The organism is Faecalicatena sp., from assembly GCF_058819085.1.
Genome location: NZ_JBZUUL010000025.1, coordinates 155,947 through 181,133 on the forward strand (window position 1 = coordinate 155,947; position 25,187 = coordinate 181,133).

The following is a 25,187-nucleotide window of genomic DNA, read 5'->3' on the forward strand; positions in this document are numbered from 1 at the left end:
TTCACGGGTAACAGAAAAAAGAACAATATCAGTGAAAATTATGGAAGGATGTGATAAAATTATATTACCTGTATGGGCGTAAGGGAGTTTTGATTTATTAAGGAGGCGTGAGGGGAATGAAAAAGAAGATTCAGCTTTTGGCGGTGATATGCTGCACAGTTTTACTTATCCCGGGATGTGTTATGAACAGAGGGACTAAGATATACAATAGCGATGAGATGATCGTAAAGGATTATAATTCGTACAATCTGGTAATGTCCAGGCAGTCAGTGAGTGAAAATCATCTCACAGGTTCAGCTCAGACAATGGAAGGTATGGGAGAGATCTGGGAGTTTGATGCACCAAAGGATCTGGATGTAAAAATTGAGAGCCAGATTACCGTTTCATCCGGGAAAGCAAAGCTGGTATTGATCGATCCCGACGATACAGTGACGATTTTAAAAGAATATACGGCAGACTCCAAGGCAGAACAGAAATATTCGGAGACATTTCGTGTGAAAAAGGGCCATAACAGGATGAAACTTGTTGCCGAAAAGGATACACAGATTGAGTTTGAGATTTCCGTCGATCAGGGGGAAATGAATACGTTTGGAGACTAGGGTTTAAAAATGCAGGAGAAGAGTATGACAGCAGATGAAAAGTATATGAAAGAGGCGATCAGGCAGGCGAAAAAGGCCTATGCCCTGGAGGAAGTGCCCATTGGCTGTGTGATCGTCTACCAGGATAAGATCATCGGGAGAGGTTATAACAGACGGACGATAGATAAGAACACATTGGCGCACGCAGAGCTGCTCGCGATCAAGAAAGCAAGTAAGAAGATGAACGACTGGCGCCTGGAGGACTGTACGATGTATGTGACGCTGGAGCCGTGCCAGATGTGCTCCGGTGCGATCATCCAGGCCAGGATCAAGCGTGTGGTGGTCGGATGTATGAATCCGAAGGCGGGATGCGCGGGGTCCATCTTGAATCTGCTGGAAATGAAGGAGTTTAATCATCAGGCAGAGCTTACAACGGGCGTACTTGAGGAAGAGTGCAGTTCGATGATGAAGCAGTTTTTTAAAGAGCTGCGTGCAAAGCAGAAGATGAAAAAAAGGAACGAGTAATTAATAAAGTACCGTTAGGAGTATAAGATCTTAAATTTAAAGGAAAGAAATCCCAAGCGGAACTCCAGTAGTTATCAGAGATTTGGAAGAAATGTAAAGGTGTAAACTTTGTAAAATGAGTTTACACCTTTTTTGTATACTTCCTTTTTAAAATAATATATAAATTTTTGTTGACATTCGACCGTCGGTCTAGTAATATGTATTTATAGACCAACGGTCGAGAAAGGAGAAGCTAATGTCACATACAAAAGATTTTGATACAAAAAGAAATGCAATTTTAGATTGTGCAGAACAGCTATTTACTATAAGAGGCTATGAAGTAACAACTGTAAATGCCATTTTAAAAGAAGTTGGAATTGCTAAAGGAACATTCTATTACTATTTCGAATCAAAAGAAGAAGTAATGGACGCAGTTATTATGAGAATCGTTGACACTGAATTGAAATATGCGAAAGAAGTACTTAACAATGAAAAATTAACACCAATTGAAAAACTAATTACTTCCCTTTTTAAAAAATCAGAAAGTGATGAAAAAAAAGTAATAATTGAAAGCTTGAATGAACCAAACAATGCGTTGATGAAACAAAGAGCATTACAAAGAACATTGGAAGTTCTATGTCCCATCTACGCAGAAATGATTATTGAAGGAAATAGAAGACAGGATTTTTCATCTGCCAGTCCGCTTGAGGATATTCAATTTCTTGTGGCAGGTATGCAGACAATATATGACCTTAGCAGTATTTCAGATGCAAAGATCGATGTAAATATGGAGGTTGTCCTGAATACTATTTTTCAAGTATTAAGAATTGATGAATCAAAAAATAGCAAAGAACAAGTAAAACGATTGTTTCAAAATATGTAAAGAAATTACCGATATGGTATAGGAGGAGTTTATTATAGAAGCGACACAAGCATCGATATATCAAACAACATTCAACTTTATTAAATTAGTGACGGGTCAGGCTGTCTCCGTTTTTGGGACGTCACTACTTCGTTTTGCACTATCTCTGTATGTTTTAGATATTACAGGGCGGGCGGATATTTACGCAACATTATTTGCAGTATCAAGTCTGCCGGTTTTATTCTCACCAATTGCGGGAGCATTGGCTGATAGATTTAATCGTAAATCAATTATGGTTGGTTTAGATTTAACGAATGGTTTACTTAGTTTATTACTTCTAATAGCATTTTTATTCAATCAGACATCTATTTTTGTTATCGCAATTGCAATGATCCTATTTGGTTTTGTCGGCGCAATGGATACTCCTGTTGTGACAGCGATCATCCCCGGTATTTCAGCAAGTGATAAATTAGAATCAGCAAATGGTATTTTGCAAGGTGTTCAATCTCTATCTGGGATTGTTGCTCCTGTTTTAGGAGGTTTACTTTATGGCTTAATCGGAATGAATCATATTCTCATTATCATAACAGTTTTATTCTTCTTAACCGCATTATTAGAAACACGTATTTTAGTACCGCAAAACAAAACAGAATATTCAGGTAATATTATTAAAGTTTTAGCAGGTGATTTGAAAGAAGGATTCCATTATACATTAACTCATAGTTTCATTCGTAAAACTATGTTGCTAAGTGTAGGGCTAAATTTTGCTCTTACTCCACTCTTTATCGTTGGAGTACCATATATTTTAAGAGTAACAATGAACTTAAATACTGGTCTATATGGAATTGGTATTGGAATTATGGAATTTGCAACAATTCTAGGTGCTCTCCTTATAGGAGCCGTTTCAAAAAAAATAAGGGTATCTAATTTCTACCTTTGGATTTTATTTGTTGCAATTCTATTAATTCCGATGGGAATGTCGACTATTCCCCTATTATTGCAACATGGAACATTTCCGGCATTTGCTTTATTTGTACTTGGTGGAGTTCCGCTTTCTGCGTGCTTATCCATTGTATCTATCTTTGCGATAAGTAAAATACAAAAGGTTACACCATCAAAGAACCTGGGAAAAGTAATGTCCATTATTATGGCGACTGCACAATGTGTTGCTCCTATTGGTCAAATTTTGTATGGGATCGGCTTTGAAACTTTTGAAAACCGTGCATATATCCCAATCATTATTACGTTTGCTGCTACCATATTATTATCGATTTTAAGCAAAGCATTGTATCGAAATGAAAAGGACATCTAGTAAATTGTTGGATAAAAGATGAATAGATTCAAAAGGATCAGTACGCATATCCTTTTGAATTTGACATACGCTTTGCGTACTAAAATTAAAGGAGATAATAAATGATACAACGATTACTAAAAAAAGATTTTAAGAAGAATAAAGTCATTGTTTTTACCCTCTTTACATTTATTTTACTATCCTCAATGCTATTATCCAGTGCATTGACGATTGTAACTGAATTAACAGGTTCTTTAGACCATTTATTTGAAAAAGCAAAAGTACCCAGCTATGTACAGATGTATGCCGGTGATTTCTCACAAGATGAAATCAACACCTTTAGTGAAAATAACGAACTTGTGAAAAACCAGCAAACCGTAACCATGTTAAATATTGATGGCGAACATCTATTCCTCCAAGGAAATGGTGAATCGGAAGTGAATAGTATTATTGAAAATAGTTTTGTGAAACAAAATGAAGCATTTGATTTCTTATTAGATACAAGAAATGAAATTGCCAGTGTTCAGGATGGTGAGATAGGTATTCCTGTTTATCATCAACAACTTTATAACTTAGAGTTAGGATCTAAGGTGCAGGTACAAATAGGTGATTTCAAAAAGACCTATACGATTATTTCATTTATACGTGATGCACAGATGAACCCCTCGATTGTTACCTCGAAGCGGTTTCTGGTAAGTGATAATGATTGGAATGAATTAGAAACGAAGCTTAGTAATCAAGAAAATCTAATCGAGTTTGAATTGAATGATGACAGCTCGATTTCAGAATTTGAAAAGCAGTACGAAGCTTCTGATCTTCCGCAAAGCGGGACGGCACTTACGAAATCTTTATACCAAGTATTAAACGCATTAACAGATGGCGTTGTTATCGCTATTATAATTCTTATTAGTTTACTGCTATTGCTCATTGCTTCTTTATGTTTGCGATTTACTATCCTTACTGCTATGGAAGAAGATTATCGGGAAATCGGAATTATGAAAGCTACCGGTATTAGCAACAAAAATATACGAAAGCTGTATCTTACAAAATACATTGTGATTGCTTCTGCTGCCTGTATTGGAGGGTATCTTGCTTCTCTGGCAGTTACCAATGTATTTACCAAATCCATGTCCCTTTACATGGGCCTGGCTCCTAAAACTCTGATCAGCTATTTTCTGCCGCTGCTGGGTTCGCTGCTCGTATTCTTTTTCGTTTATTTATTTTGCAGGCTTGTGTTTAGACGCTTTAAAAAGATTTCAGCTTATCAAGCGTTACAAGTTGGAGAAACATCAGGAAACCGTAAAATTGCACATAGAATGCAATTAAGTGGCAAGAAACACTGGATAGGGAATCACACGATCTTTATCAGTATTCGAGAAGTGCTAACACAGATAAAAACGTATATATTGTTAATGCTGGTCTTTGCTATTAGTTTGTTTATGATGAGCGTTCCTTTCAACTTTTTACAAACGATTCAAGATTCTAGTTTTATTTCTTATATGGGTGCCGGAGAAAGTGATTTACGAATCGATATTCATCAAATGGATAAATATAAGAAGGAATCTGAAGATGTGTTTAGATACTTAACAAATGAAAGTTTAAACAATAATGCGATTGAAAAAGCTGCTTCTTACGAAACAAGTGCTTATCAGATGAAAAATGCTGATAATGAGATAAGCACTATTAAAATTGAGAGTTCAAAAGATTATGATGTATTTCCACTTCATTATACTCATGGGCGGGCACCACAAAACGCGGAAGAGATTGCTCTATCCAGTATGAATGCAGATGAATTTAATGCAAGTGTAGGAGATACCGTTACCATCATTTTGGAAGGAACAGAAGAAAAACTTACGGTAAGCGGCATTTATCAAGATGTAACCAACGGTGGTAAAACTGCGAAAGGAATGCTTGAAAGCGATGATGTATTATGGACTACTTACAATTTCAATGTTAAAGATGCTTCTCAAATAAATGAAGTAAAAACGGAACTTGAACAAACATTTAGACATATTAAGGTGACTGATATGGATAGCTATATTAAGCAGACATTAGGCGGAATCATTGAACAAGTCGCCAGCCTTAGTGTAGTATCATTTGCCCTTTCCTTATTTATATCCATTTTGATTACTTCAATGTTCTTTAAAATGATTCTTGCGAAAGAAGCGAAGAATTTTGCGATTATGAAGAGTATCGGTATTTCCACAAAAACATTGCAGCGACAATATATTGTACGGGCATTATTTACCCTGCTCATTGGTCTTATTGTTGGAGTGGTACTAACAAATGTACTTGGAACACAAGTCGCCAGCCTATTATTATCAGGCGTATCAAAACTAACCTTTGTCACGAATCCTCTTATTAACTATCTGATCATTCCTTTTTCATTGGTGTTAGTGGTGAGTATAAGTGTCTATATTGTTAGCGTATCTATTAAAAAAATTAACATCATGTTAATCGCTGAATAAAGGAGGAATCGTCATGATTTTAAAAGCAACTGATGTATCAAAGAGTTTTCCAATTGAAAATATGGAACCTCAGCATGTATTAAAAAATATTCAATTAACTATTAACAAAGGTGAATTTGTATCCGTTATGGGTGCGAGTGGTTCAGGTAAATCTACTCTGCTTTATACGATCAGTGGCATGATGCAGCCAAGTGCAGGAACTGTTGAATTTGCCGGAGAACAATTAAATACACTGACAGAAGAACAATTAACAAGTGTTCGATTAAATAAAATGGGGTTCGTTTTTCAACAAGCAAACTTATTAAAGAACTTTAACTTGAAAGACAATATTATTCTTTCTGCATATCTCGGAAAAAAAGAATCGCAAAAAGAAATTGATAAGCGTGCTATTCAATTGATGAAACAGACTGGTGTCCATCAACTAGCCTTAAAAGATATTACGCAGGCTTCTGGAGGACAATTACAAAGAGTTTCAATTTGCCGTGCATTAATTAATAAACCAGAAATCATATTTGGTGATGAACCTACCGGTGCGTTAAATTCAAAGTCTGCTTCTGAGATCATGATGCTTTTTAACGAAATTAATCAAAATGGAACAACGATCCTATTAGTTACTCATGATGCTAAGGTAGCGTCAAAAACAGAGCGCATTTTATTTATGGCAGATGGTGAAATTGTTTCGGAAAAATATTTAGGTAAAATGAAAGACGAGTCAACATTAAAAGAACGTGAAGAACAAGTGGCAAAGTGGCTGAACGGATTAGATTTTTAGAAAAAAGGTTCTTGTTGTTATTGGTGTTCTAATTGATGTCAGAATTATTTTACGTGCATTACGCTTCGAATACATCTCCACAGACGTTACCTCGGTAGTTAACTCAACCCAGGCACCCTCACGGCACCCGGAAGATTCTGCTTAGTGCTGCTTCGTTCCCGACCTGACACAGTTCACAGATTTCCGTCGCGTGAGACCCAGATCTTCAACGCCACTTTCCGAGGGCAGCTCTGCAAATCAGCACCCTCTGCGTAATATCACCCCTGCTATAGCGGATTGCAGGTACAAGGTACCGCTAACACCCCGGCTGCACGAGTCTTAATTTTACCTTGTTTTAGCCGAAATGTCAACGGATACGGGAGTTTTTGTTTACGGAAAGGCAAAATTATAGTAAAATTAGGGTATTGTTCAGACCGGCGGAGGTCATATTGACGCCGGCGCTGCACCTAAATGGAGGTGGTGAATTTATGAAAGTGTTATTAACGGCTATCAATGCAAAATATATACATTCTAACTTAGCTGTCTACAGCCTGAAAAGCTATGCATCCTGTTATGGACAGGAGGTGGAGATCGCGGAGTACACGATCAATCAGAACGCGGATGATATTCTTGCCGATATTTACAAGAAGGCACCGGATATCCTGTGCTTTTCCTGTTATCTATGGAATATCACCTATGTCGCCTGGCTGATCCCGGAGATCAAAAAGATCCTGCCGGATACCCGGATCTGGCTTGGCGGCCCGGAGGTTTCCTATAATGCCCCGGAAGTCCTAAAGACATACCCTCAGGTGGACGGTGTGATGCGCGGGGAGGGAGAAGAGACCTTTTTGGAGCTGTTGGACTATTATCACGGAAAGATACAGAAACTGGAAGATATCAACGGGATCACATTCCGGGTGTGGAAAACTTCCGGGATCTCTGCCGGGGATGTGGAAAACGAAAGTGAGATCGTAGAAAATCCGTGGCGCGAGGTAATGGATCTGAGCAGGGTTCCATTTGTATACGATGATATGGAGAAGTTTCGAAATAAGATCATCTATTATGAATCAAGCAGAGGGTGCCCATTTTCGTGCAGCTACTGCCTTTCTTCTATTGATAAGTGTCTGCGTTTCCGCGATCTGGAGCTGGTAAAAAGAGAACTCCAGATTTTTATTGACGCCGAGGTCCCCCAGGTCAAGTTTGTGGACAGGACCTTCAACTGTAAGCACGAGCATGCGATGGCGGTCTGGTCTTATCTGGCGGAGCATGATAAAGGAAAGACAAATTTCCACTTCGAGGTGGCGGCAGACCTTTTGAATGAGGAAGAACTGTCCCTGATCGAATCCATGAGGCCCGGCCTGATCCAGCTGGAGATCGGCGTCCAGTCAACCAATCCTGCTACCATCAGAGAGATCCACCGTACCATGAGGTTTGAGGAAGTGAGGCGGATCGTGGGCCGGATCCATGCAGGGGGAAACGTGCATCAGCATCTGGATCTGATCGCAGGCCTGCCCTTCGAGGACTATGTAAGCTTTCAAAATTCCTTCAATGATGTGTATTCCCTTCATCCTGAGCAGCTTCAGCTGGGCTTTTTGAAGGTTCTCAAAGGATCTTATATGCATGAGAATGCCGGGAAGTATGAACTTTTGTATCAGGACCGCCCGCCTTTTGAGGTATTATCTACCAAATGGCTTCCCTACTCCGATGTCATCCGTCTAAAGGGTGTGGAGGAGATGGTGGAGGTTTATTATAACAGCGGACAGTTCGTCAATACACTGCGGGAGCTGGAAAAGCATTTCCCGGATGCATTCTCCATCTATGAGCAGCTGAGCAGGTTCTATGAAGAAAACGGACTTCATATGCTCAACCATTCCCGGATCACCCGCTATGAAGTTCTGTTTCGTTTTGCCAAAGAATATGACCGGGAAAATCAGGAAACCTATAGAAATGCGCTCATAGTAGATCTATACCTGAGAGATAACGTGAAAAACAGACCCTCTTTTGCGGGAGAGGAGACTGTGGAAAAAGAAGAAGCAGCAGAGTTTTATGAGACAGAGGCAAACGAACACAGGTATTTAGATGGGTATGAACAGTTCGACAAGAGACAGCTGAGGAAAATGACCCATCTGGAAAAAATCGGTGGGGAGCTTCTATTATTTGATTATAGAAACAAAGATGTGCTGACAAATCAAGCAAAGCTCATCTATATTTAGGGACGCAGTTCTGGACACGGAACGCCGTCTATAAGGAGGTTAGCCATGAAAAAACGTACCAGGGAGATCTTGGAGATTCTCGACGAACAGTATGGACGGGAGTATATCTGCTACCTGAATTACAATACGCCCTGGCAGTTATTGATCGCCACAATGCTCAGCGCCCAGTGCACGGACGCCAGAGTGAATATTGTGACAAAGGATCTGTTTGAGAAATATGACACCCTTGAGAAATTCGCTGATGCAGATTTAAAGGAGCTGGAGCAGGACATCAAGCCAACGGGATTTTATCATAATAAGGCGAAGAATATCATCGCCTGTACGAAAGCATTAGTTGAGCAGTTCCATGGTGAGGTTCCCTCCTCCCTGGAGGAGCTGACTTCCCTGGCAGGGGTGGGGCGCAAGACTGCCAATGTCATCCGCGGGAACATTTTCCACGAGCCAAGCGTGGTGGTGGATACTCATGTGAAGCGTATTTCCAGACGTCTGGGGCTGACCAGGAATGAGGATCCAGAGAAGGTGGAAATGGATCTGATGAAGGAGCTTCCGAAGGATCACTGGATACTCTATAATATCCAGATCATCACGTTTGGACGTTCCATCTGCACGGCCCGGAGTCCAAAATGCGGGGAATGCTTCTTGCAAAAATACTGTAAAGAGTATAAAATGTAACCTAACTAACTGACAACATGGTCTAAGTAAAGGACCAAGACGGATAAGAGGTGGATATAAAATGAATATATATGATAAGAAAGTCAGAAGAATCATTTCAATTGTTGTTATGGTGATCATCCTGGCTATGGTCGCAACGATGATCATACCATATCTTGTTGTATAGTGACGCGTTTACGAAGGAGAGCTTTTGTAAAGCAGCTTCAAAGGAAATCAGAGGAAGTTTATGGGGAACAAAAAGAGAAGAAGACGCAGACGAAGATTACGCAGGTCCGAGGCGAAGGCGATCTACCGTATGATCCAGATCATCTTGTGTGCAGTCGTTGTGATCCTGTGTGTACAGTTTTTTCTCCACAGATATATCAGGAAGTTTGACGAGCGCATTATCATCCAGGGCGTTTCGATCGGGGATACGGATGTCTCGGGGCTGAATGCGAAGAGAGCGAAAGAAAAGATCCAGAAGGAGCTTTCTGTCTATGCCGATGAAAAGGTCATTCTGACATTGGAGGATGGAAGAAAGGCAGAGGCCACGCTGGGAGAATTGGGCCTGACCATTAAAGAGATAGATTCTGTGGTACAGCAGGCCGTGGATTATGGAAAAAAAGGGAACGCACTTTCCTGTTACCGGATTTTGAAGCGTTCACAGAAGCATGAAAATAAGAAGGAGATCCCTGTTACATATGCTCTGACAGAGAAATCCGCGAAAGCGGGCCTGAATGGTGCGTTTAAAGACCAGTTAAACCTTCCGGAGAATGCAAGGGTGACGCACGATGATTCGGGCGTGTCCATTGTGGAGGAGAAGCCGGGTGAGGTCGTGGATATCAAAAAGACGGTGAAAAGCATTAACAAGCTGCTGGAAGGAAAATGGGATGGAAAGGGCGGGAAGGCCAAGGCCTATCTGACCTACACGGATCCCAAGATCACAAAGAAGGATCTAAAAGGGATGACGGATCTGCTCGGCAGCTATACGACTTTTTATGGAAGCGACGGTTCCGGCAGGGCACAGAATATCGAAAGCGGTGCAAAGCTTATTGACGGCTCTATCATTAAGCCGGGAGAAGAGTTCTCCGCCGATGCTGCGATGCGGCCGTATACAAAGGAAAATGGATTCACAGAGGCAGCCTCCTATGAGGATGACAAAGTTGTACAGTCCATGGGCGGCGGTATCTGCCAGATCTCTACCACGTTATATAATGCAGTGCTATATGCAGAGCTGGAAGTGACGGAGAGGTCTCCTCATACGATGCTGGTTCATTATGTAGAACCTTCCCAGGATGCGGCGATCGCGGATGATGTGAAGGATCTAAAGTTTAAGAACAGTTTGGAATCATCGGTCTATATAGAGAGTGTACTAAAGGATGGCTGTATCACATTCAATATCTATGGCAAAGAAACACGGGACCCGGGCCGGACGCTGGATTTCATCAGTGAGACGACAGGAACCGACCTCCCGGACGGAAAGCGCTATATTGCTACAGACGATGCGATCGGAAGCTTCTATACCTTAAACCAGGCACAGCCGGCAATTACGGCACAGCTTTTGAAGGTGGTCTATCAGGACGGCGGGGAAGTGAGCCGGGAAGTCGTCAATAACAGCCAGTACGTTCCTTCAAAGGAGACAATCGCTGTGGGAACGGCCTCAGATGATCCTCAGGCATCGGACCGGATGAATCAGGCGATCCTTTCCCAGGATGAGAGCCAGATCATGAGTACGATCCAGGAGCTGACGGGGAACACAGACGGCTCCCAGGACGGGCAGCAGGACAGTGCAGGCAGTTCGTCAGAAGGGGAGAACGGATCCGATGCGCAGGATGGTACACAATATTAAAACAACAGAAAGTAAAAATAATTCTTGATCAGAAAGCAGGAGAAGAATGAAAGCAGGAAATATTTCACAGACCGTATGGAAAAGGTCCATCAGAAAACAACTGAATCATGTCCGGGACGAGGTCCTTTTTCCGCCTTCTATGGAAGAAGCCTGCAGTATGCTTCGGATACCAGAGGGACATGTGCTGGTATCCTCCAGCGCCCAGTCTTTTGGAAATGCACAGGAAACCGGGATCTACGCGGCAGCAAAGGCTCTCAATGAGATCGCGGCCAGAGGGGCATCCCCTCTCGGAGTGTCGGTCCAGGCGGTACTGCCTTTGTCTGTAACAGAAGAGCAGTTAAAAAAGATGCTTGGTTCTATCGAGGAGGTCTGTGTGGAAGCGGGTGCGCCGGTCACCTGTTTCAAGGCAGAGAATAATCCGGCTGTGAACCAGGTCTTTATCACGGCCGCTGCGCAGGGCGCTGTGAAAGAAGATGAAGTGATCCGTGCGGCGGATGCAAAGGCGGGGGAAGCTATCATCTTATGCGGGTATGTCGGCCTGGAAGGAATGCTTCGTGTTCTGGAGGAATGCGGGGAGGAGTTAGGGCAGAGATTCGTCCCGGCGTTTATCCGGCAGATGAAGGAATTGAAACCCCGGCTTTTAGGAATAGAGGCTGTTAAGGCAGCAAGATGTGGCGGCGTATCGGCAATACACCAGATCGGAAGCGGAGGGATCTTTGCCGCTCTGTGGGAGCTGGCAGAGGCATCCGGCATAGGGATGGAGGTAGAGCTTTCCCGCATGTCTATCCGGCAGGAGACGGTGGAGGTATGTGAATACTATAACCTGAATCCGTATCAGATGACTTCTACGGGAAGCTTTCTGATGACGGCAAAGGACGGTGACAAACTCGTGAACGCACTGGAAGGGGTGGGCGCACGAGCCGTCAAGCTTGGGGTTGCCACGGACAAAAAGGCCCGGGTGATCACAAGCGGTGAAGAACAAAGATATCTGGACAGACCGGCACAAGATGAGCTGATGCTCTGGTGGGAGCGCTCATTAAGCCGCAAGAAGGATGTCCTGTAGGACCGAATGGAAAAACAGCGGCCATGACAGATGTCTGTCCGGCACAGGAAATAGAAATTTAAAAACCAGATTGATATAGACAGATTTAGGAGGTAATAGAGATGGATAACTTAAGGAATGAAATTCTGAGATATCTGGAGACAAACAGCAGAGTGGACCTTGGAGAGCTTGGAGTACTGCTTGGAGTGGACGAGGTGACTGTGGCAAATGAGATCGCTGACATGGAAAAGGAGAAGATCATCTGCGGATACCATACGCTGATCGACTGGGATAAAGCAGGAGTGGAGAGCGTGACCGCGCTGATCGAGGTACGTGTGACACCGCAGCGCAATCAGGGCTTCGACCGTATTGCAGAGCGGATCTACAATTATCCTGAGGTGCACGCAGTGTATCTGATCTCAGGAGGCTACGATCTTTTAGTCACACTGGAAGGGAAGACATTGAAAGAGGTTTCCCGTTTTGTGTCGGAAAAATTATCTCCGATCGAATCCGTGATCAGCACTGCAACCTATTTTATCCTGAAAAAGTATAAGGATCATGGCACCATCCTGGTACCGAAGAAAGAGTCAGAAAGGATGTTGGTGACACCATGATGAGAAACCCATTATCAAAGAAAATAATAGAAATCGAGCCATCCGGTATCCGGAAATTTTTTGACGTGGCAAATGAGATGGAGGACGCGATTTCCCTTGGTGTGGGAGAACCGGATTTTGATACTCCGTGGCGTATCCGTGAGGAAGGTATTTTTTCTTTGGAAAGAGGGCGTACCTTTTATACATCGAATGCCGGACTGCAGGAATTAAGAAATGAGATCTGTAATTACCTGGAAAGAAAGATCCATGTCAGATATGATCCGAGAAAGGAAACACTGGTCACAGTCGGTGGAAGCGAGGCCATCGATATCGGTCTGCGCTGTATGCTGGACCCGGGGGATGAGGTGCTGATCCCGCAGCCATGTTATGTATCCTATCTTCCATGCACGGTCATGGCGGATGGAGTACCAGTGGTGATCCCGCTTCAGTATGAGAATGAGTTTAAACTGACAGTGGAGGATCTGGAGAAGTATACGACTCCGAAGACTAAGGTTTTGATCATGCCCTTCCCGAACAATCCGACGGGCTCTATCATGACGAAGGAAGATTTGGAGCCGATCGCTGAGTTTGTTAAGGAACATGATCTGTACGTCCTCTCGGATGAAATCTATTCCGAGCTGACTTACAAGACAGAGCACGTCTCCATCGCAAGCCTTGAGGGAATGCGTGAGAGGACCATCGTGATCAACGGATTTTCCAAGGGCTTTGCCATGACCGGATGGCGTCTGGGATATTGCTGCGGACCGGAGGAGATCATCGAGCAGATGATCAAGCTGCATCAGTTCGCGATCATGTGCGCTCCGACGAACAGCCAGTATGCGGCGATCGAGGGACTCAGAAACTGTGAGGACGAGGTAGTGGAGATGCGCAAGTCCTATAATCAGAGAAGACGTTTCCTGATCCATGAATTTGCACGTATGGGGCTGGAATGCTTTGAACCGTTTGGCGCATTCTATGTTTTCCCGAGTATCCAGGAATTCGATATGACGTCTGAGGAGTTCGCTACCCGTCTGCTCCAGGAAGAAAAGGTTGCTGTTGTGCCGGGTACTGCGTTTGGTGAATGCGGGGAAGGCTTCCTGCGTATATCCTACGCGTACTCACTGGATGATCTGAAAGAAGCACTGGGACGTTTGGGGAATTTCATCCAGCGTCTGAGAAATGAGAGGTAAGCTGTCATGTTGAATATCGTACTTCATGAACCGGAGATTCCGGCAAATACGGGAAATATCGGAAGGACCTGTGTCGCAACTAACACAAGGCTGCATCTGATCGAGCCGCTCGGTTTTAAGCTCAATGAAAAGGCGTTAAAGCGTGCGGGGATGGACTATTGGTCCGATCTGGACGTAAGGACGTATATTGATTACAACGATTTTCTGGAAAAGAATCCGGGGGCCAGGATCTATATGGCAACGACAAAAGCTTCCAAGGTGTATACTGAGGTTACATACGAGCCGGACTGCTATATCATGTTTGGGAAGGAAAGCGCAGGGATCCCGGAAGAGATCCTGGTTGAACATAAAGAAGACTGTGTCAGGATCCCGATGGTCGGAGATATCCGGTCGTTGAATCTTGGGAATTCCGTGGCCGTCATCTTATACGAGGCGCTCAGACAGAACCAGTTTGCAGGGATGAATCTGGAAGGACACCTGCATGATTTGAGCTGGGATTAAGTAAAAGACAGGATCATATGGAGAAGAGTACTCCATAAGATCCTGTTTTTTTAAGGAACCTTTTCTGCCTTGTAAGATGCAGGCGTAACTCCACTAGCCAGTTCTTTTGTAATTTGGTACAATGCATTTATACAGTTCCCGGGATGATGGCGGGAAACGAAAGGAAGTATGTATGAATGACAGAATATGTATTAAGCGATACTTTTAAAGAGAATGTACAGCGGGAGATGGAGGATAATCCGTTTGCAGTTCTTAGCCGTGTGATCTATCAGCAGTTGTATCAGGAGGTGATAGCCGGGCATTTACTGCCTGAGCACAAGATTATTGAGTCTAAGATAGCGAAGGATTTGAATGTTTCTCGGTCTCCGGTGAAAGTAGCACTTGTGGATATGGTAGAAGAGGGGATCTTTGAAAGAGGAGCGGGAAAGACTGTCCATGTAAAGCCGATCACTTATGAGGAGTGTTCATGGATCTATGAGGCGAGGATGACTCTGGAACCAAAAGCTGCCTATCAGGCAGCCAGACGGATTAAGCCGGCAGAACTTTCGCAATTGAGGGAGTTGATTAACAAGTTTGAAGAGATCGATCAAACATTGAATCAGCGGGAGTATACATTGGCAGATAAGCAATTCCATGAAATTGTCATAAAGGCATCCAGGAATCCCTATTTAGTCAGTATGTACAAGTCTATAGAGTGTCCTCTGGCATGTTACCGCAATCAGCTTAATCAGCTTGTCTATGAGGAGTGCTTTCAAAAGCATGACATGGGGAGTGGGTCCGAACATCATAAAGCCATTTATAATATGCTGAAGAATCACCTTCCGCTGTTGGCAGAAGATGAGATGCGCAATGACATACAGCGCATGTATGGCACCATGTCACGTTTAAGAAAATAGAAATGCGAGAAGCCTGCGTGGCAGCAAATAATCATGAAGTTTTTCACACAATTACATAATTTGGGAGAATAAGAGCCCTCTTGGTGAGCAGGTAACAGAATCACCAGGAGGGCTTTTTCTAGTAGTGGGAAGAATACAGCCAGGACCAAAGGGGGCCATCGTGAGGCGGAATCAGAAGGAAAGTGGATGTGAGGAACATACAGAATAGCAGAAGCTATAGTGTGCGATTTGAAAAGCGCTGTTGAAAATTGGAAAAACTTACCAATCAATAAGGCAAAATCATACTGTTATACTTGTCTTATGAAAAATATATAAATTGCACAAAAACGAAAGAAGAATAGAAACAAAAATGATAAAAAAGAGGAAGAAGTGATTGCGATTAAAAACAAAAATGTTATAAATCAACAATGAAAGCACTATTTTTGACACAGTTTGTAGAGGATTTATATAATTAACGAAAGAACGAAAGAGAGTTCGTAAAAAAATGAAGGAGGTTTGTTATGGAGTACAAAACAATGCGTAACGGGATGAAAGTACCTATGCTTGGTCTTGGCTGCTACAAGTCGGAGGCAGAAGAGGGCATCCGCGCTGTAAGAAGCGCAATAGAGGTGGGATACAGGCATATTGATACGGCTAATTTTTATGAAAATGAGAAGTATGTCGGCGAGGGGATACGGGAAAGCGGAATAGACCGAAGCGAATTATTTGTAGTAAGTAAGATATGGCCGACAAGCTATAAAACACCGGAAGCAGCAGTTGAATATAGTATGAGAGCTTTAAATATGGATTATATCGACATGTATCTGCTTCATTGGCCCAGCCAAAATGAATATGCACGTTATCATGCTTTCGAGACACTGCTGAAATACAAAGAGAAAGGATATTTTAGGGAGGTCGGGGTATCAAATTTCAAAAAGGAACATCTGGAGGGGCTGATTGAGAGGTTTGGTATAGTTCCGGTCATGAACCAGATTGAGCTCTCCCCCTGGCTTCAGAAGAAGGAAGATTATCAATATTGTATGGAAAACGATATTACAATGACGGCGTGTGTGCCATTCGCAAAGGGAAATATCCTGTCAGACCCCAAACTTTTAGAAATTGCAGAAAAACACCATAAAAATGTTGGACAGGTGATTTTGAGGTGGAATATCCAAAGAGGAAACTGTGTCATTCCGAAGTCGTCAAAACCGCATCGGATAGCAGATAATTTCAATATTTTTGATTTCGAACTGGATGTGGATGATATGTCATTGATTGCCGGGATGGAAAATGGGAATGCATATTGTAGTGATTCGTCAGTATTTACAGGGGATTTCTGGAACATTGAAGACCATTTGTTAAACAGGGAGAAGGAGAATTAAGCATGAAGTTAAAAAGAATCGTTGCTTTTTGCTGTGCGGCTGCAATGCTTTCTGTCATGTTTTTAAGCGGCTGTCAGAATAAGGAAATAGAAAAGGTGGATCATGGTGTAATCAGGATTGCCTACAATAATGCCGAGAATTATCCGCATTTTATGGCGCTTGAGTGGGCGGCAGAAGAAATTGAAAAGGTAACAGATGGGAGATTTACCGTAAAAATCTATTCTAACGGAACCCTGGGAGATCAAAGGGCGGCACTGGAATTAACACAGAACAATGCGGTTCAGATGTGTGTGGCGAATGCAACTATTGTAGAGAGCTATAACGGGGATTTTTCTGTTCTGAGTATGCCGTTTCTGTTTAAAGACAGCACACATCAAAGAGAAGCGTATACGAGTGGGATATTAGATGACTTATTTAATTCAACATCAGATTATGATTTTAAAATTGTCGGAGCGTTTGGTTCCGGTTCCAGAAATATATTCTGTGACAGAGCGGTCCGTGAACCTGGCGATTTGAAAGGTTTGAAGATTCGTGTCATGCAGTCTGATAATATGGTTAAAATGCTGCAGCTTATGGGGGGTACAGGAGTGCCGATGTCTGCGTCGGAACAATATTCTGCGATGCAGCAGGGAGTAGTGGACGGAGCGGAGTCCAATGAGATTGACTATGTAGGAAAGAAATATTATGAGGTGGCACCAATCTTTTCCAGAACAGAACATTGCTTTAGTACAGACTTTGTTGTTGCCAGCACACAGTTTTTGGCCTCTCTTTCGGATGAAGACAGAGAATTGATTGAGGGCGTGATGGATGAGAGTGTTGAAAAGGAATTCGATTTCTGGGCTGAAATGGTCGCAGATAGTATTGAACAGGCAGAAGCTCTTGGCATTGAGTTTATCGATGATGTGGATAAAGATGCCTTTGCGGAGAGTTTTACAGATTTTCAGCAATCTATAGCAAATGAAAATGATATGACAAAAAGCGTTTACGATGCAATTGTTTCTTTGAGATCGGAGGGTACGAATCATGAGTAAAGTGCGTAAAGTAACCGATAAAATTTTAGAAATAGCGTCCATATTTATCCTGAGTGTGATGACCATTTTGGTCGTATACCAGGTTGTGACCAGATATGTCTTTAACAGCCCCAGTTCTTGGAGCGAGGCAGTTGTAACATATGGCTTTATCTGGCTTGCCATGCTTTGCGGTGCATATGTCTTTGGAAAAAGGGACCACATGGCTATGACTTTTGTGCTGGATAAGTTTAAAGGGACCAGCAAAGTAGTTGTGGAAATGGTGAATGAGCTTATGATTTTCCTTTTTGCTGTTGGCGTACTTCTTGTAGGAGGATATTTTGGAGCTTTAAAACAGATGACACAGGCAGATTCCATACTTCCTATTTCGATGGGTGTTATTTATATTGCAATTCCAATTGCAGGAGTCTGTATGGTAATCTATTTTCTTTGTAATGAATGGGATCTCATGAAAAGCTTAAAGAATCCAACGGGAGAGGCAAAGGAGGGAAAGTAGGATGGATGTAGCTGTAGTAGCAACAATAATTATGGTAGTAGCTTTGGTTGTCTTATTGGTAATGGGAGTGCCTATTGCGATCTCAATTGGGCTGTCCTCTGCAATGGCAATGATGGTAATTTTACCTGCTGATGTAGCATTCGTAACTTGTGCACAGAAAATGTTTACAGGGTTGAATTCTTTCCCGCTTCTAGCAATTCCGTTCTTTGTGCTTGCAGGAAATTTTATGAATAATGGTGGTATTGCGGTCAGGATTGTCCGCCTCGCCGAGGCATTGTGCGGAAAACTGCCCGGACCATTGGCACAAAGTAATATTGTAGCAAATATGTTCTTTGGAGCAATCAGTGGAAGTGGTAATGCTGCAGCCGCAGCAATGGGAGGTACAATCGGACCAATCGAGGAAGAAAGAGGCTATGCAAGAGAATATTCGGCGGCAGTAAACATAGCATCTGCCCCGACGGGGATGCTGATTCCTCCGAGTAATGCTTTGATTGTATTTTCAACAGTCGGTGGTTCTGTTTCAGTTGCAGCCTTGTTTATGGGTGGATATATACCCGGAATTCTGTGGGGGATTGCGGTGATGCTGGTAGCTGGTTTTATGGCTAAGAAGTGCGGATATATCAATACGGAGAAGGTATCCGGTAAGGTGAAATTACAGTATTTCGTACAGGCAATTCCAAGTCTTATCTTAATCGTGATTATTATAGGGGGGATCCTGAGCGGTATCTTCACAGCTACAGAGGCCTCTGGTGTAGCAGTTGTTTATGCAATGGTGCTTAGCTTCATATATAAGAGTATTACTGTAAAAGACCTGCCGAGAATTTTTTTGGAATCGGCAAGAACAACAGTAATCATTGTATTCTTGATTGGTGTTTCCTCCATCATGTCATGGATCATGGCTTATACCTGTATTCCGGATATCATTGCAACTGCTATGCTGGCACTGACGGAAAGCAAGATTGTGACATTGATCATCATCAACATTGTTCTGTTATTGGTGGGAACGTTTATGGACCCTACCCCGGCAATACTGATTTTTACACCAATTTTTATGCCAATCTGCGTAGGTTTTGGCATGAGTCCGATTCATTTCGGTATTATGCTTGTTTATAACTTGTGTATAGGTGCGATCACACCTCCGGTAGGAACAGTACTGTTTACTGGATGTAAGATTGGTAAGGTTACAATTGAGCAGGTAATTAAGACGCTGCTTCCGTACTTTGCGGCAATCATTATTGTACTGCTGCTGGTAACTTATATACCGGCGTTGTCTGAATTTCTGCCGTCATTGAACGGTTACTTATAGGAGGCCGGCTTATGCAGGATTGTTATTATTGTGAAAAGGGTGAGGTGCTTAGCAGCCTGATGGTTCATATAACGGATATAGAGAATGCATCTGTGTATCTGTTTCGTGATCAGACACATAAAGGGAAATGTATTGTTGTTTACAATACATGCCATAGGACAGAATGGTACCAGCTCAGCAAAGAAGAACAGTCTCAGTTTATCCATGCTGTCAGTAGGACTGCGAAAGCCATAGCAGAAGTGTTTAGTCCTGACAAAATAAATTACGCTACATATGGCGATAAAGTCAGCCATCTTCACGTGCATGTAGTGCCGAAGTATCAGGATGGCCCGGATTGGGGGGAACCATTTAAAGATAGCCGCCAGGCAGTCCTTATATCAGAGGAGGAGTATCAGGAGCGGGTTGAAAGGATTAAGGCCGCACTGCAATTATAAAAAGCAAAAACGTTAGGCTAATAAGATTTGAGGAAGGAGTTATACATGACATGAAAGCAATCGTAGTAGACAAAAATTCCGCTGACGGCTTAGACTACAGCATCCAGCAGAAGATTTTCGAAGAACATGGAATTGAATTTGTTCTGGAGGACTGCCAGACGGAGGATGAGATTATTGAAAAATGTAAGGATGCAGACGCTCTTCTGGTCATTTACCGCAAGATCACGCCAAGAATCATGGATGCGCTGACAAACTGTAAGGTGATCTTAAGATACGGGATCGGATACGATGTCATTGACGTAGCGGCTGCAACAGAACGCGGCATCAAGGTGTGTAACAGCCCACTGCACTGCCTGGATGAGGTTGCCACACATACCATTGCCATGATTCTGGCGATGGAAAGGCAGCTGGTATTCTTTAACGATGTGGTAAAGAGCGGAAGGTGGCTTGCAAATGCAGGTTTCAAGCCGCACCGCCTGTCCTGCCAGACACTTGGATTCATCGGATTTGGAAACATTGCCAGGCGAACGGCAGATTTTGCAAAAGGGTTTGGATTTAACATGATTGCCTTTGACCCGTATCTTGAGGCATCTGTGATTGAGGCATCAGGTGCAGAGAAGGTGGAGCTTGAGGAGCTTCTCGCGGTCTCAGACGTTATCTCGATCCATACGCCGCTGTTTGACAGTACCTATCACCTGATCAACCGGGATTCCATTGCAAAGATGAAGGACGGGGTCATGATCGTCAATACCTCCCGCGGTCCGATCATCGCCATTGAAGACCTGATGGAGGCTGTGAAGACGGGCAAGGTGAAGGCCGCAGCGCTGGATGTGGTGGAGAATGAGCCGATCAGTAAGCCAGACCACCCACTTTTCGAGACAGGTAAGATCATCTGCTCTCCGCATGCAGCCTATAATTCGGTAGAGGCCGAGGAACAGATGATGGCGGTACTGGCAGAGACGGCGGTACAGATTTTAAACGGGGAAGCCCCGGCAAATATTGTAAACAAAAAAGCATTGGGAATAGGAGCGTAGAGCGATGAAAAATTTATTGAGAGAGAAAATCATGAATGGCGGGAAAACAATAGGAACCTTTTTTGAAGCGGGGAATGCCAATGTTGCAGAGGCACTTGCGTTGACAGACCTGGACTATATGCTCATTGACACGGAGCACGGCCCGTTTGATGTGGAGAGTGTGATGAGCATGCTGCGGGCGGCGGAGCTTCATGGCACGACGGCCCTCGTAAGGGTGAAGGATTCCAACAGAAACTCCGTCTTAAAGATGCTCGATATCGGGGCAGGCGGGCTGATTATCCCACAGGTGCACTCGATAGAAGAGATTCATAAACTGGTTGAATATGCGAAATACTATCCCCTCGGGCAGCGCGGCGTTGCATTTGCAAGAGGCGCAGGCTATGGATATCTGGAACATGCGAAGGGGGATATCAATGATTATTTCGCGGTCTGCAACAGGGAGACGCTTCTGATCCCACAGTGTGAGACGATGGGCTGTCTGGAAAATATTGAGGAGATTGCGAAGGTGGACGGTGTAGACGGAATTTTCGTGGGTCCATATGATCTATCTGTAGCAATGGGAATTCCGACCCGGTTTGACAAGCCGGAATTCAAGGCGGCGATGGAGCGGATCGTAAAAGCTGTGAAGGCAGCAGGCAAGTTTACTATTATTTACTGTGCGGATTCCAATGTTGCCAATATGAGGCTTTCACAGGGATTCGACAGTGTAACGGTGGGACAGGATATTAATTTCTATATTGATGCCATAAACGCAATGGTAAAAGAAATCAACGTGCAGTAAGGCGGGAGGTAAGAACATGACAGTAAATGAACTGAAGAAGTTTGCAGTGGAAGTAAGGATTGCAACTGTAAAATGCCTGGAAACAAGGGGCTTCGGACATATAGGCGGGTGTTTATCTATCGCGGATGTCCTTGCGGTACTTTACAATGGCGAGATGAATATTGACCCGAAGGATCCTCAGAAGAAAGACCGGGACATGCTGGTCGTATCCAAGGGACACTCCGGTCCGGCAGTATTTGCGGCGCTGGCATTAAAGGGGTATTTCCCGATGGAATGGCTGGATACCCTCTGTGAGGGCGGCACCAGGCTGCCGAGCCACTGCGACAGACTTCGTACTCCGGGAATCGATGCATCCACAGGTTCGCTTGGACAGGGGCTTTCCGTGGCAAATGGATTTGCGCATGGCGCGAAGTTAAAGAAGATGCCGAACCGTGTATACTGCCTGATGGGCGACGGTGAGATTCAGGAGGGGCAGATCTGGGAGGCGGCCATGTATGCGCACCAGTATAAGCTGAATAACCTGGTCGGCATCGTGGACTGGAATAAGAAGCAGATCGACGGAACGATCGATGAGTGTATGTCTCTCCTGGATATTGAGGCAAAATTCCGCTCTTTCGGCTGGTATGCCCTGACCGTGAAAGGGAACGATGTGGAGGCGGTTGCGAAGGCATTTGCTGATGTGAAGGAGAACCAGGGAGACGCACCTGCCGTGATCGTTCTCGACGGAACGAAGGGCAGCGGTGTGAAGTGTATTGAAGAAATGGTATTCAACCATATGATCCCGGTTGACAAGGAACTGGCAGACAAGTGTCTGGCAGAGCTTGAAGAAGTAAAGGCCAGTCTGTGAGGAGGTACATATAATGGTGAAAACAATTTATAATGGTGAATATGAAAAAAAGGCGATAACAGAACAGTTTCTTGATCAGCTGGGCGGTATGTTGGAAAACGACCCGGATGTGGTATATCTGGATGCGGATCTGATGTTTGCATTCGGTGCAGGCCTGTGGGATCTGGTGGAAAAGTATCCTGACCGGGTGCTGCGCTGCGGGATTGCAGAGGCGAATATGGCAGGGACTGCGGCGGCGATGTCGGTCATGGGATTAAAGCCGATTATCCATAGTTTTGCGGCTTTTGTGACAAGACGTGCTTTTGATCAGGTCTTCCTTTCCGGTGCCTATGCAAAAAAGACACTGAACATCATCGGCAGCGAGCCTGGATATAAGCAGACCTACTGGGGCGGCACCCACATGGCATTCGAGGATATCGCTATGATGAGGACGGTCCCCAATTGTAAAATTTTTGATATTGTGGATGGCGTGCAGTTTAAAAAACTGCTGGGCCAGACCGTGGATATGAAGGGGATCTATTACTACCGCACACCGCTTGCCGACAACATTGCTGTATACGATGAGAATACGGAATTTGAGATTGGAAAAGGGATGGTCCTGCGGGAAGGAAAAGATGCATCCATTATTGCCTGCGGGCGTCTGGTGACAATCGCCCTTCAGGCAGCAGAGCTTCTTGCGGCTGAAGGGATCGCGGTGACCGTTGTGGATATGTTCACGGTAAAACCGCTGGATGAAGAGCTCGTGCTGAAATGTGCAAAGGAGACAGGTGCCATCGTAACTGCAGAGAATCATTCTGTATATGGCGGCCTTGGAGCGGCAGTGGCAGAGTATCTGGGAGAAAATTATCCGACAGTCGTTGAGCGGATCGGAACGAGAGATGAATTTGGCGAGGTTGGTTCAGAGGCTTATCTGCGGGAACGTTTTGGATTTACCCCGGAAAAAATTGCGGAGCGGGTAAAAGAGGCAATCGCTAAGAAGAAGTAGACTTTGACCCGATCAGCACACAGGAGGTAGGTAAAATGGAATTACAGCATAATTATAAATTTTGGTTCTGCCCGGGTTCTGTAGATTTGTATGGCGATGCAGAGATTCAGGTCGTGACGGAACACAGCAGAAAGATCGTAGAGGAGTTAAACCGTTCCGGCCTGATACCGTTTGAGATCGTGTTAAAACCGACCCTCATCTCCAATCCAACGATCAGAAAGACATTTAACGAGGCCAATATGGATGAAGAGTGTGCAGGCGTGATCGCATGGATGCATATGTTTTCCCCTGCAAAATCCTGGATCCTGGGACTGAAGGAGTTAAGAAAGCCGCTCCTTCACCTGCACACCCAGTTTAACGAGGAGATCCCATATGACACACTGGATATGGATTTTATCAATATCAACCAGTCGGCCCATGGTGACCGGGAATTTGCTTACATGCTTGCAAGGATGGGGCTGGAGCATCAAATCGTGGCGGGGCACTGGAGCGCGGGGAACGTACAGAAGAAAATCGGCGAATGGATGCGCACGGCTGCCGGCATCGTGGAGAGCAGCCATCTAAGAGTCCTGCGCCTTGCCGATAATATGAGAAACGTAGCGGATACAGAAGGAGATAAGGTGGACGCACAGCTTCGATTCGGCTGGGAGGTGGATACATATTCTGTGAATGAGGTCGCAGAGGCGGTGGATGCGGTGTCCAAGGCGGATGTGAACGTGCTGACGGACGAGTACTATGAGAAGTACGGCATCATCCTGGATGGCAGGGATCCGGCAGAATTCCGGCGCCATGTCGAGGTACAGGCGCAGATCGAGCTTGGTGTGGAGCGGTTCATGAAGGAGAAGGACTATCATGCGGTAGTGACACATTTTGGAGATCTGGGCGCCCTAAAGCAGCTGCCGGGGCTTGCCATGCAGAGACTGATGGCAAAAGGATATGGATTTGCGGCGGAAGGAGACTGGAAGACGGCGGCGCTGCTTAGGCTTGTGAAACTGATGACCGCGGGGGTAAAAGATGCAAAAGGGACCTCTTTTATGGAGGATTATACTTATAATCTTGTCCCCGGAAAAGAAGGGATTCTGGAGACGCATATGCTGGAAATCTGCCCGTCGATTGCAGATGGCCCTGTGAATATCCAGGTCAGCCCGCTAGTGCTCGGGGCAAGGGAAGATCCGGCCAGGCTGGTATTTACGGCAAAAGAGGGAGATGCTGTTGCTGCATCCCTGATCGACATGGGAGACAACTTCCGTCTGGTTATCAATGACATCATCTGCAGGAAGACAGAAAAACAGATGCCGAAGCTTCCGGTAGCAACTGCATTCTGGACACCAAAGCCAAATTTTGAGGTCGGAGTTGAGGCGTGGCTGATGACCGGAGGCGCGCACCACACGGTGATGACCTATGATCTAAAGGCAGATCAGCTGGGTGCATGGGGGGATGCCATGGGAATAGAGACCATTTATATCGATGAGGATACTACGATTCGGAATTTGAAGAAAGAACTAAAAAAATAAACGGATTCATAT

24 protein-coding genes and 1 other RNA gene are annotated in these 25,187 nt (G+C 44.2%); 24 read left to right on the top strand and 1 reads right to left on the bottom strand.

Annotation, left to right across the window (positions count from 1 at the left end; all coding sequences use genetic code 11):
- Nucleotides 1-116 precede the first annotated feature (116 nt).
- From AC4OGX_RS13220 to AC4OGX_RS13245, 6 genes are all read left to right on the top strand, one after another.
- Nucleotides 117-599 carry a hypothetical protein gene (locus tag AC4OGX_RS13220; protein WP_493331044.1) on the top strand — a complete coding sequence of 161 codons (483 nt, stop codon included), beginning with the start codon at nucleotides 117-119 and terminating at the stop codon, nucleotides 597-599.
- Nucleotides 600-623: 24 nt separating this feature from the next.
- Complete coding sequence (gene tadA / locus AC4OGX_RS13225) at nucleotides 624-1,103, top strand: tRNA adenosine(34) deaminase TadA (protein WP_493331045.1); 480 nt, start codon at nucleotides 624-626, stop codon at nucleotides 1,101-1,103.
- A gap of 235 nt (nucleotides 1,104-1,338) precedes the next feature.
- Nucleotides 1,339-1,965: a TetR/AcrR family transcriptional regulator gene (locus tag AC4OGX_RS13230; RefSeq protein ID WP_493331046.1), complete on the top strand. Its 627-nt coding sequence runs from the start codon at nucleotides 1,339-1,341 to the stop codon at nucleotides 1,963-1,965.
- A 55-nt stretch (nucleotides 1,966-2,020) separates the two neighbouring features.
- Nucleotides 2,021-3,256 carry an MFS transporter gene (locus tag AC4OGX_RS13235; RefSeq protein ID WP_493331079.1) on the top strand — a complete coding sequence of 412 codons (1,236 nt, stop codon included), beginning with the start codon at nucleotides 2,021-2,023 and terminating at the stop codon, nucleotides 3,254-3,256.
- Between the two features lie 101 nt (nucleotides 3,257-3,357).
- Nucleotides 3,358-5,703, top strand: coding sequence for an ABC transporter permease (locus AC4OGX_RS13240; protein ID WP_493331047.1), 2,346 nt, complete (start codon nucleotides 3,358-3,360; stop codon nucleotides 5,701-5,703).
- A gap of 13 nt (nucleotides 5,704-5,716) precedes the next feature.
- The gene (locus AC4OGX_RS13245; RefSeq protein WP_493331048.1) at nucleotides 5,717-6,475 is read left to right on the top strand and encodes an ABC transporter ATP-binding protein; all 759 of its coding nucleotides are present in this window, start codon (nucleotides 5,717-5,719) and stop codon (nucleotides 6,473-6,475) included.
- A gap of 51 nt (nucleotides 6,476-6,526) precedes the next feature.
- Here the strand turns inward: AC4OGX_RS13245 and ffs are convergent.
- An RNA gene (gene ffs / locus AC4OGX_RS13250) (signal recognition particle sRNA large type) lies at nucleotides 6,527-6,790 on the bottom strand.
- A gap of 152 nt (nucleotides 6,791-6,942) precedes the next feature.
- On the opposite strand from ffs, the gene AC4OGX_RS13255 reads away from it, so the two are divergent.
- From AC4OGX_RS13255 to araA, 18 genes are all read left to right on the top strand, one after another.
- Nucleotides 6,943-8,667: a B12-binding domain-containing radical SAM protein gene (locus AC4OGX_RS13255; RefSeq protein WP_493331049.1), complete on the top strand. Its 1,725-nt coding sequence runs from the start codon at nucleotides 6,943-6,945 to the stop codon at nucleotides 8,665-8,667.
- Nucleotides 8,668-8,712: 45 nt separating this feature from the next.
- Nucleotides 8,713-9,339 carry an endonuclease III gene (gene nth, locus AC4OGX_RS13260; RefSeq protein ID WP_493331050.1) on the top strand — a complete coding sequence of 209 codons (627 nt, stop codon included), beginning with the start codon at nucleotides 8,713-8,715 and terminating at the stop codon, nucleotides 9,337-9,339.
- Nucleotides 9,340-9,565: 226 nt separating this feature from the next.
- Nucleotides 9,566-11,167 (top strand): VanW family protein, encoded by a 1,602-nt coding sequence (locus tag AC4OGX_RS13265; RefSeq protein ID WP_493331051.1) that lies wholly within the window; start codon nucleotides 9,566-9,568, stop codon nucleotides 11,165-11,167.
- 46 nt (nucleotides 11,168-11,213) lie between these two features.
- Nucleotides 11,214-12,230, top strand: coding sequence for an AIR synthase-related protein (locus AC4OGX_RS13270; protein WP_493331052.1), 1,017 nt, complete (start codon nucleotides 11,214-11,216; stop codon nucleotides 12,228-12,230).
- 101 nt (nucleotides 12,231-12,331) lie between these two features.
- Nucleotides 12,332-12,823 carry an Lrp/AsnC family transcriptional regulator gene (locus AC4OGX_RS13275; RefSeq protein ID WP_493331053.1) on the top strand — a complete coding sequence of 164 codons (492 nt, stop codon included), beginning with the start codon at nucleotides 12,332-12,334 and terminating at the stop codon, nucleotides 12,821-12,823.
- Nucleotides 12,823-13,992 (top strand): aminotransferase class I/II-fold pyridoxal phosphate-dependent enzyme, encoded by a 1,170-nt coding sequence (locus AC4OGX_RS13280; RefSeq protein ID WP_493331080.1) that lies wholly within the window; start codon nucleotides 12,823-12,825, stop codon nucleotides 13,990-13,992. Before AC4OGX_RS13275 ends, AC4OGX_RS13280 begins: the two co-directional genes overlap by 1 nt.
- A 6-nt stretch (nucleotides 13,993-13,998) precedes the next feature.
- Nucleotides 13,999-14,493: a tRNA (cytidine(34)-2'-O)-methyltransferase gene (locus AC4OGX_RS13285; RefSeq protein WP_493331054.1), complete on the top strand. Its 495-nt coding sequence runs from the start codon at nucleotides 13,999-14,001 to the stop codon at nucleotides 14,491-14,493.
- 176 nt (nucleotides 14,494-14,669) lie between these two features.
- On the top strand, nucleotides 14,670-15,389 hold the full coding sequence (locus AC4OGX_RS13290; RefSeq protein WP_493331055.1) for a GntR family transcriptional regulator: 720 nt from the start codon (nucleotides 14,670-14,672) through the stop codon (nucleotides 15,387-15,389).
- Nucleotides 15,390-15,889: 500 nt separating this feature from the next.
- Entirely contained in the window at nucleotides 15,890-16,750 is an 861-nt protein-coding gene (locus AC4OGX_RS13295) for an aldo/keto reductase (protein ID WP_493331056.1), read from the top strand.
- 2 nt (nucleotides 16,751-16,752) lie between these two features.
- Nucleotides 16,753-17,781 (top strand): TRAP transporter substrate-binding protein, encoded by a 1,029-nt coding sequence (locus AC4OGX_RS13300; protein WP_493331057.1) that lies wholly within the window; start codon nucleotides 16,753-16,755, stop codon nucleotides 17,779-17,781.
- Nucleotides 17,774-18,274 (top strand): TRAP transporter small permease, encoded by a 501-nt coding sequence (locus tag AC4OGX_RS13305; RefSeq protein WP_493331058.1) that lies wholly within the window; start codon nucleotides 17,774-17,776, stop codon nucleotides 18,272-18,274. The genes AC4OGX_RS13300 and AC4OGX_RS13305 overlap by 8 nt, the downstream gene beginning before the upstream one ends.
- A 1-nt stretch (nucleotide 18,275) precedes the next feature.
- Nucleotides 18,276-19,580 (top strand): TRAP transporter large permease, encoded by a 1,305-nt coding sequence (locus AC4OGX_RS13310; RefSeq protein WP_493331059.1) that lies wholly within the window; start codon nucleotides 18,276-18,278, stop codon nucleotides 19,578-19,580.
- An 11-nt stretch (nucleotides 19,581-19,591) separates the two neighbouring features.
- Nucleotides 19,592-20,014, top strand: a complete 423-nt coding sequence (locus tag AC4OGX_RS13315; RefSeq protein ID WP_493331060.1) for an HIT family protein — start codon at nucleotides 19,592-19,594, stop codon at nucleotides 20,012-20,014.
- 50 nt (nucleotides 20,015-20,064) lie between these two features.
- The gene (locus AC4OGX_RS13320) at nucleotides 20,065-21,048 is read left to right on the top strand and encodes a C-terminal binding protein (RefSeq protein WP_493331061.1); all 984 of its coding nucleotides are present in this window, start codon (nucleotides 20,065-20,067) and stop codon (nucleotides 21,046-21,048) included.
- A 4-nt stretch (nucleotides 21,049-21,052) separates the two neighbouring features.
- Nucleotides 21,053-21,829 carry an HpcH/HpaI aldolase family protein gene (locus tag AC4OGX_RS13325; RefSeq protein WP_493331062.1) on the top strand — a complete coding sequence of 259 codons (777 nt, stop codon included), beginning with the start codon at nucleotides 21,053-21,055 and terminating at the stop codon, nucleotides 21,827-21,829.
- A 16-nt stretch (nucleotides 21,830-21,845) separates the two neighbouring features.
- Nucleotides 21,846-22,676, top strand: coding sequence for a transketolase (locus AC4OGX_RS13330; protein ID WP_493331063.1), 831 nt, complete (start codon nucleotides 21,846-21,848; stop codon nucleotides 22,674-22,676).
- A gap of 13 nt (nucleotides 22,677-22,689) precedes the next feature.
- Nucleotides 22,690-23,661, top strand: a complete 972-nt coding sequence (locus tag AC4OGX_RS13335; RefSeq protein ID WP_493331064.1) for a transketolase family protein — start codon at nucleotides 22,690-22,692, stop codon at nucleotides 23,659-23,661.
- A gap of 35 nt (nucleotides 23,662-23,696) precedes the next feature.
- Nucleotides 23,697-25,175, top strand: coding sequence for an L-arabinose isomerase (araA, locus tag AC4OGX_RS13340; protein ID WP_493331065.1), 1,479 nt, complete (start codon nucleotides 23,697-23,699; stop codon nucleotides 25,173-25,175).
- Nucleotides 25,176-25,187 lie beyond the last annotated feature (12 nt).

Excerpts from the sequence above, each read along its gene's own strand:
- AC4OGX_RS13220 (WP_493331044.1), top strand. The coding sequence starts at position 117 with ATGAAAAAGAAGATTCAGCTTTTGGCGGTGATATGCTGCACAGTTTTA.
- tadA (WP_493331045.1), top strand. The coding sequence starts at position 624 with ATGACAGCAGATGAAAAGTATATGAAAGAGGCGATCAGGCAGGCGAAA.
- AC4OGX_RS13230 (WP_493331046.1), top strand. The coding sequence starts at position 1,339 with ATGTCACATACAAAAGATTTTGATACAAAAAGAAATGCAATTTTAGAT.
- AC4OGX_RS13240 (WP_493331047.1), top strand. The coding sequence starts at position 3,358 with ATGATACAACGATTACTAAAAAAAGATTTTAAGAAGAATAAAGTCATT.
- AC4OGX_RS13245 (WP_493331048.1), top strand. The coding sequence starts at position 5,717 with ATGATTTTAAAAGCAACTGATGTATCAAAGAGTTTTCCAATTGAAAAT.
- AC4OGX_RS13255 (WP_493331049.1), top strand. The coding sequence starts at position 6,943 with ATGAAAGTGTTATTAACGGCTATCAATGCAAAATATATACATTCTAAC.
- nth (WP_493331050.1), top strand. The coding sequence starts at position 8,713 with ATGAAAAAACGTACCAGGGAGATCTTGGAGATTCTCGACGAACAGTAT.
- AC4OGX_RS13265 (WP_493331051.1), top strand. The coding sequence starts at position 9,566 with ATGGGGAACAAAAAGAGAAGAAGACGCAGACGAAGATTACGCAGGTCC.
- AC4OGX_RS13270 (WP_493331052.1), top strand. The coding sequence starts at position 11,214 with ATGAAAGCAGGAAATATTTCACAGACCGTATGGAAAAGGTCCATCAGA.
- AC4OGX_RS13275 (WP_493331053.1), top strand. The coding sequence starts at position 12,332 with ATGGATAACTTAAGGAATGAAATTCTGAGATATCTGGAGACAAACAGC.
- AC4OGX_RS13280 (WP_493331080.1), top strand. The coding sequence starts at position 12,823 with ATGAGAAACCCATTATCAAAGAAAATAATAGAAATCGAGCCATCCGGT.
- AC4OGX_RS13285 (WP_493331054.1), top strand. The coding sequence starts at position 13,999 with ATGTTGAATATCGTACTTCATGAACCGGAGATTCCGGCAAATACGGGA.
- AC4OGX_RS13290 (WP_493331055.1), top strand. The coding sequence starts at position 14,670 with ATGACAGAATATGTATTAAGCGATACTTTTAAAGAGAATGTACAGCGG.
- AC4OGX_RS13295 (WP_493331056.1), top strand. The coding sequence starts at position 15,890 with ATGGAGTACAAAACAATGCGTAACGGGATGAAAGTACCTATGCTTGGT.
- AC4OGX_RS13300 (WP_493331057.1), top strand. The coding sequence starts at position 16,753 with ATGAAGTTAAAAAGAATCGTTGCTTTTTGCTGTGCGGCTGCAATGCTT.
- AC4OGX_RS13305 (WP_493331058.1), top strand. The coding sequence starts at position 17,774 with ATGAGTAAAGTGCGTAAAGTAACCGATAAAATTTTAGAAATAGCGTCC.
- AC4OGX_RS13310 (WP_493331059.1), top strand. The coding sequence starts at position 18,276 with ATGGATGTAGCTGTAGTAGCAACAATAATTATGGTAGTAGCTTTGGTT.
- AC4OGX_RS13315 (WP_493331060.1), top strand. The coding sequence starts at position 19,592 with ATGCAGGATTGTTATTATTGTGAAAAGGGTGAGGTGCTTAGCAGCCTG.
- AC4OGX_RS13320 (WP_493331061.1), top strand. The coding sequence starts at position 20,065 with ATGAAAGCAATCGTAGTAGACAAAAATTCCGCTGACGGCTTAGACTAC.
- AC4OGX_RS13325 (WP_493331062.1), top strand. The coding sequence starts at position 21,053 with ATGAAAAATTTATTGAGAGAGAAAATCATGAATGGCGGGAAAACAATA.
- AC4OGX_RS13330 (WP_493331063.1), top strand. The coding sequence starts at position 21,846 with ATGACAGTAAATGAACTGAAGAAGTTTGCAGTGGAAGTAAGGATTGCA.
- AC4OGX_RS13335 (WP_493331064.1), top strand. The coding sequence starts at position 22,690 with ATGGTGAAAACAATTTATAATGGTGAATATGAAAAAAAGGCGATAACA.
- araA (WP_493331065.1), top strand. The coding sequence starts at position 23,697 with ATGGAATTACAGCATAATTATAAATTTTGGTTCTGCCCGGGTTCTGTA.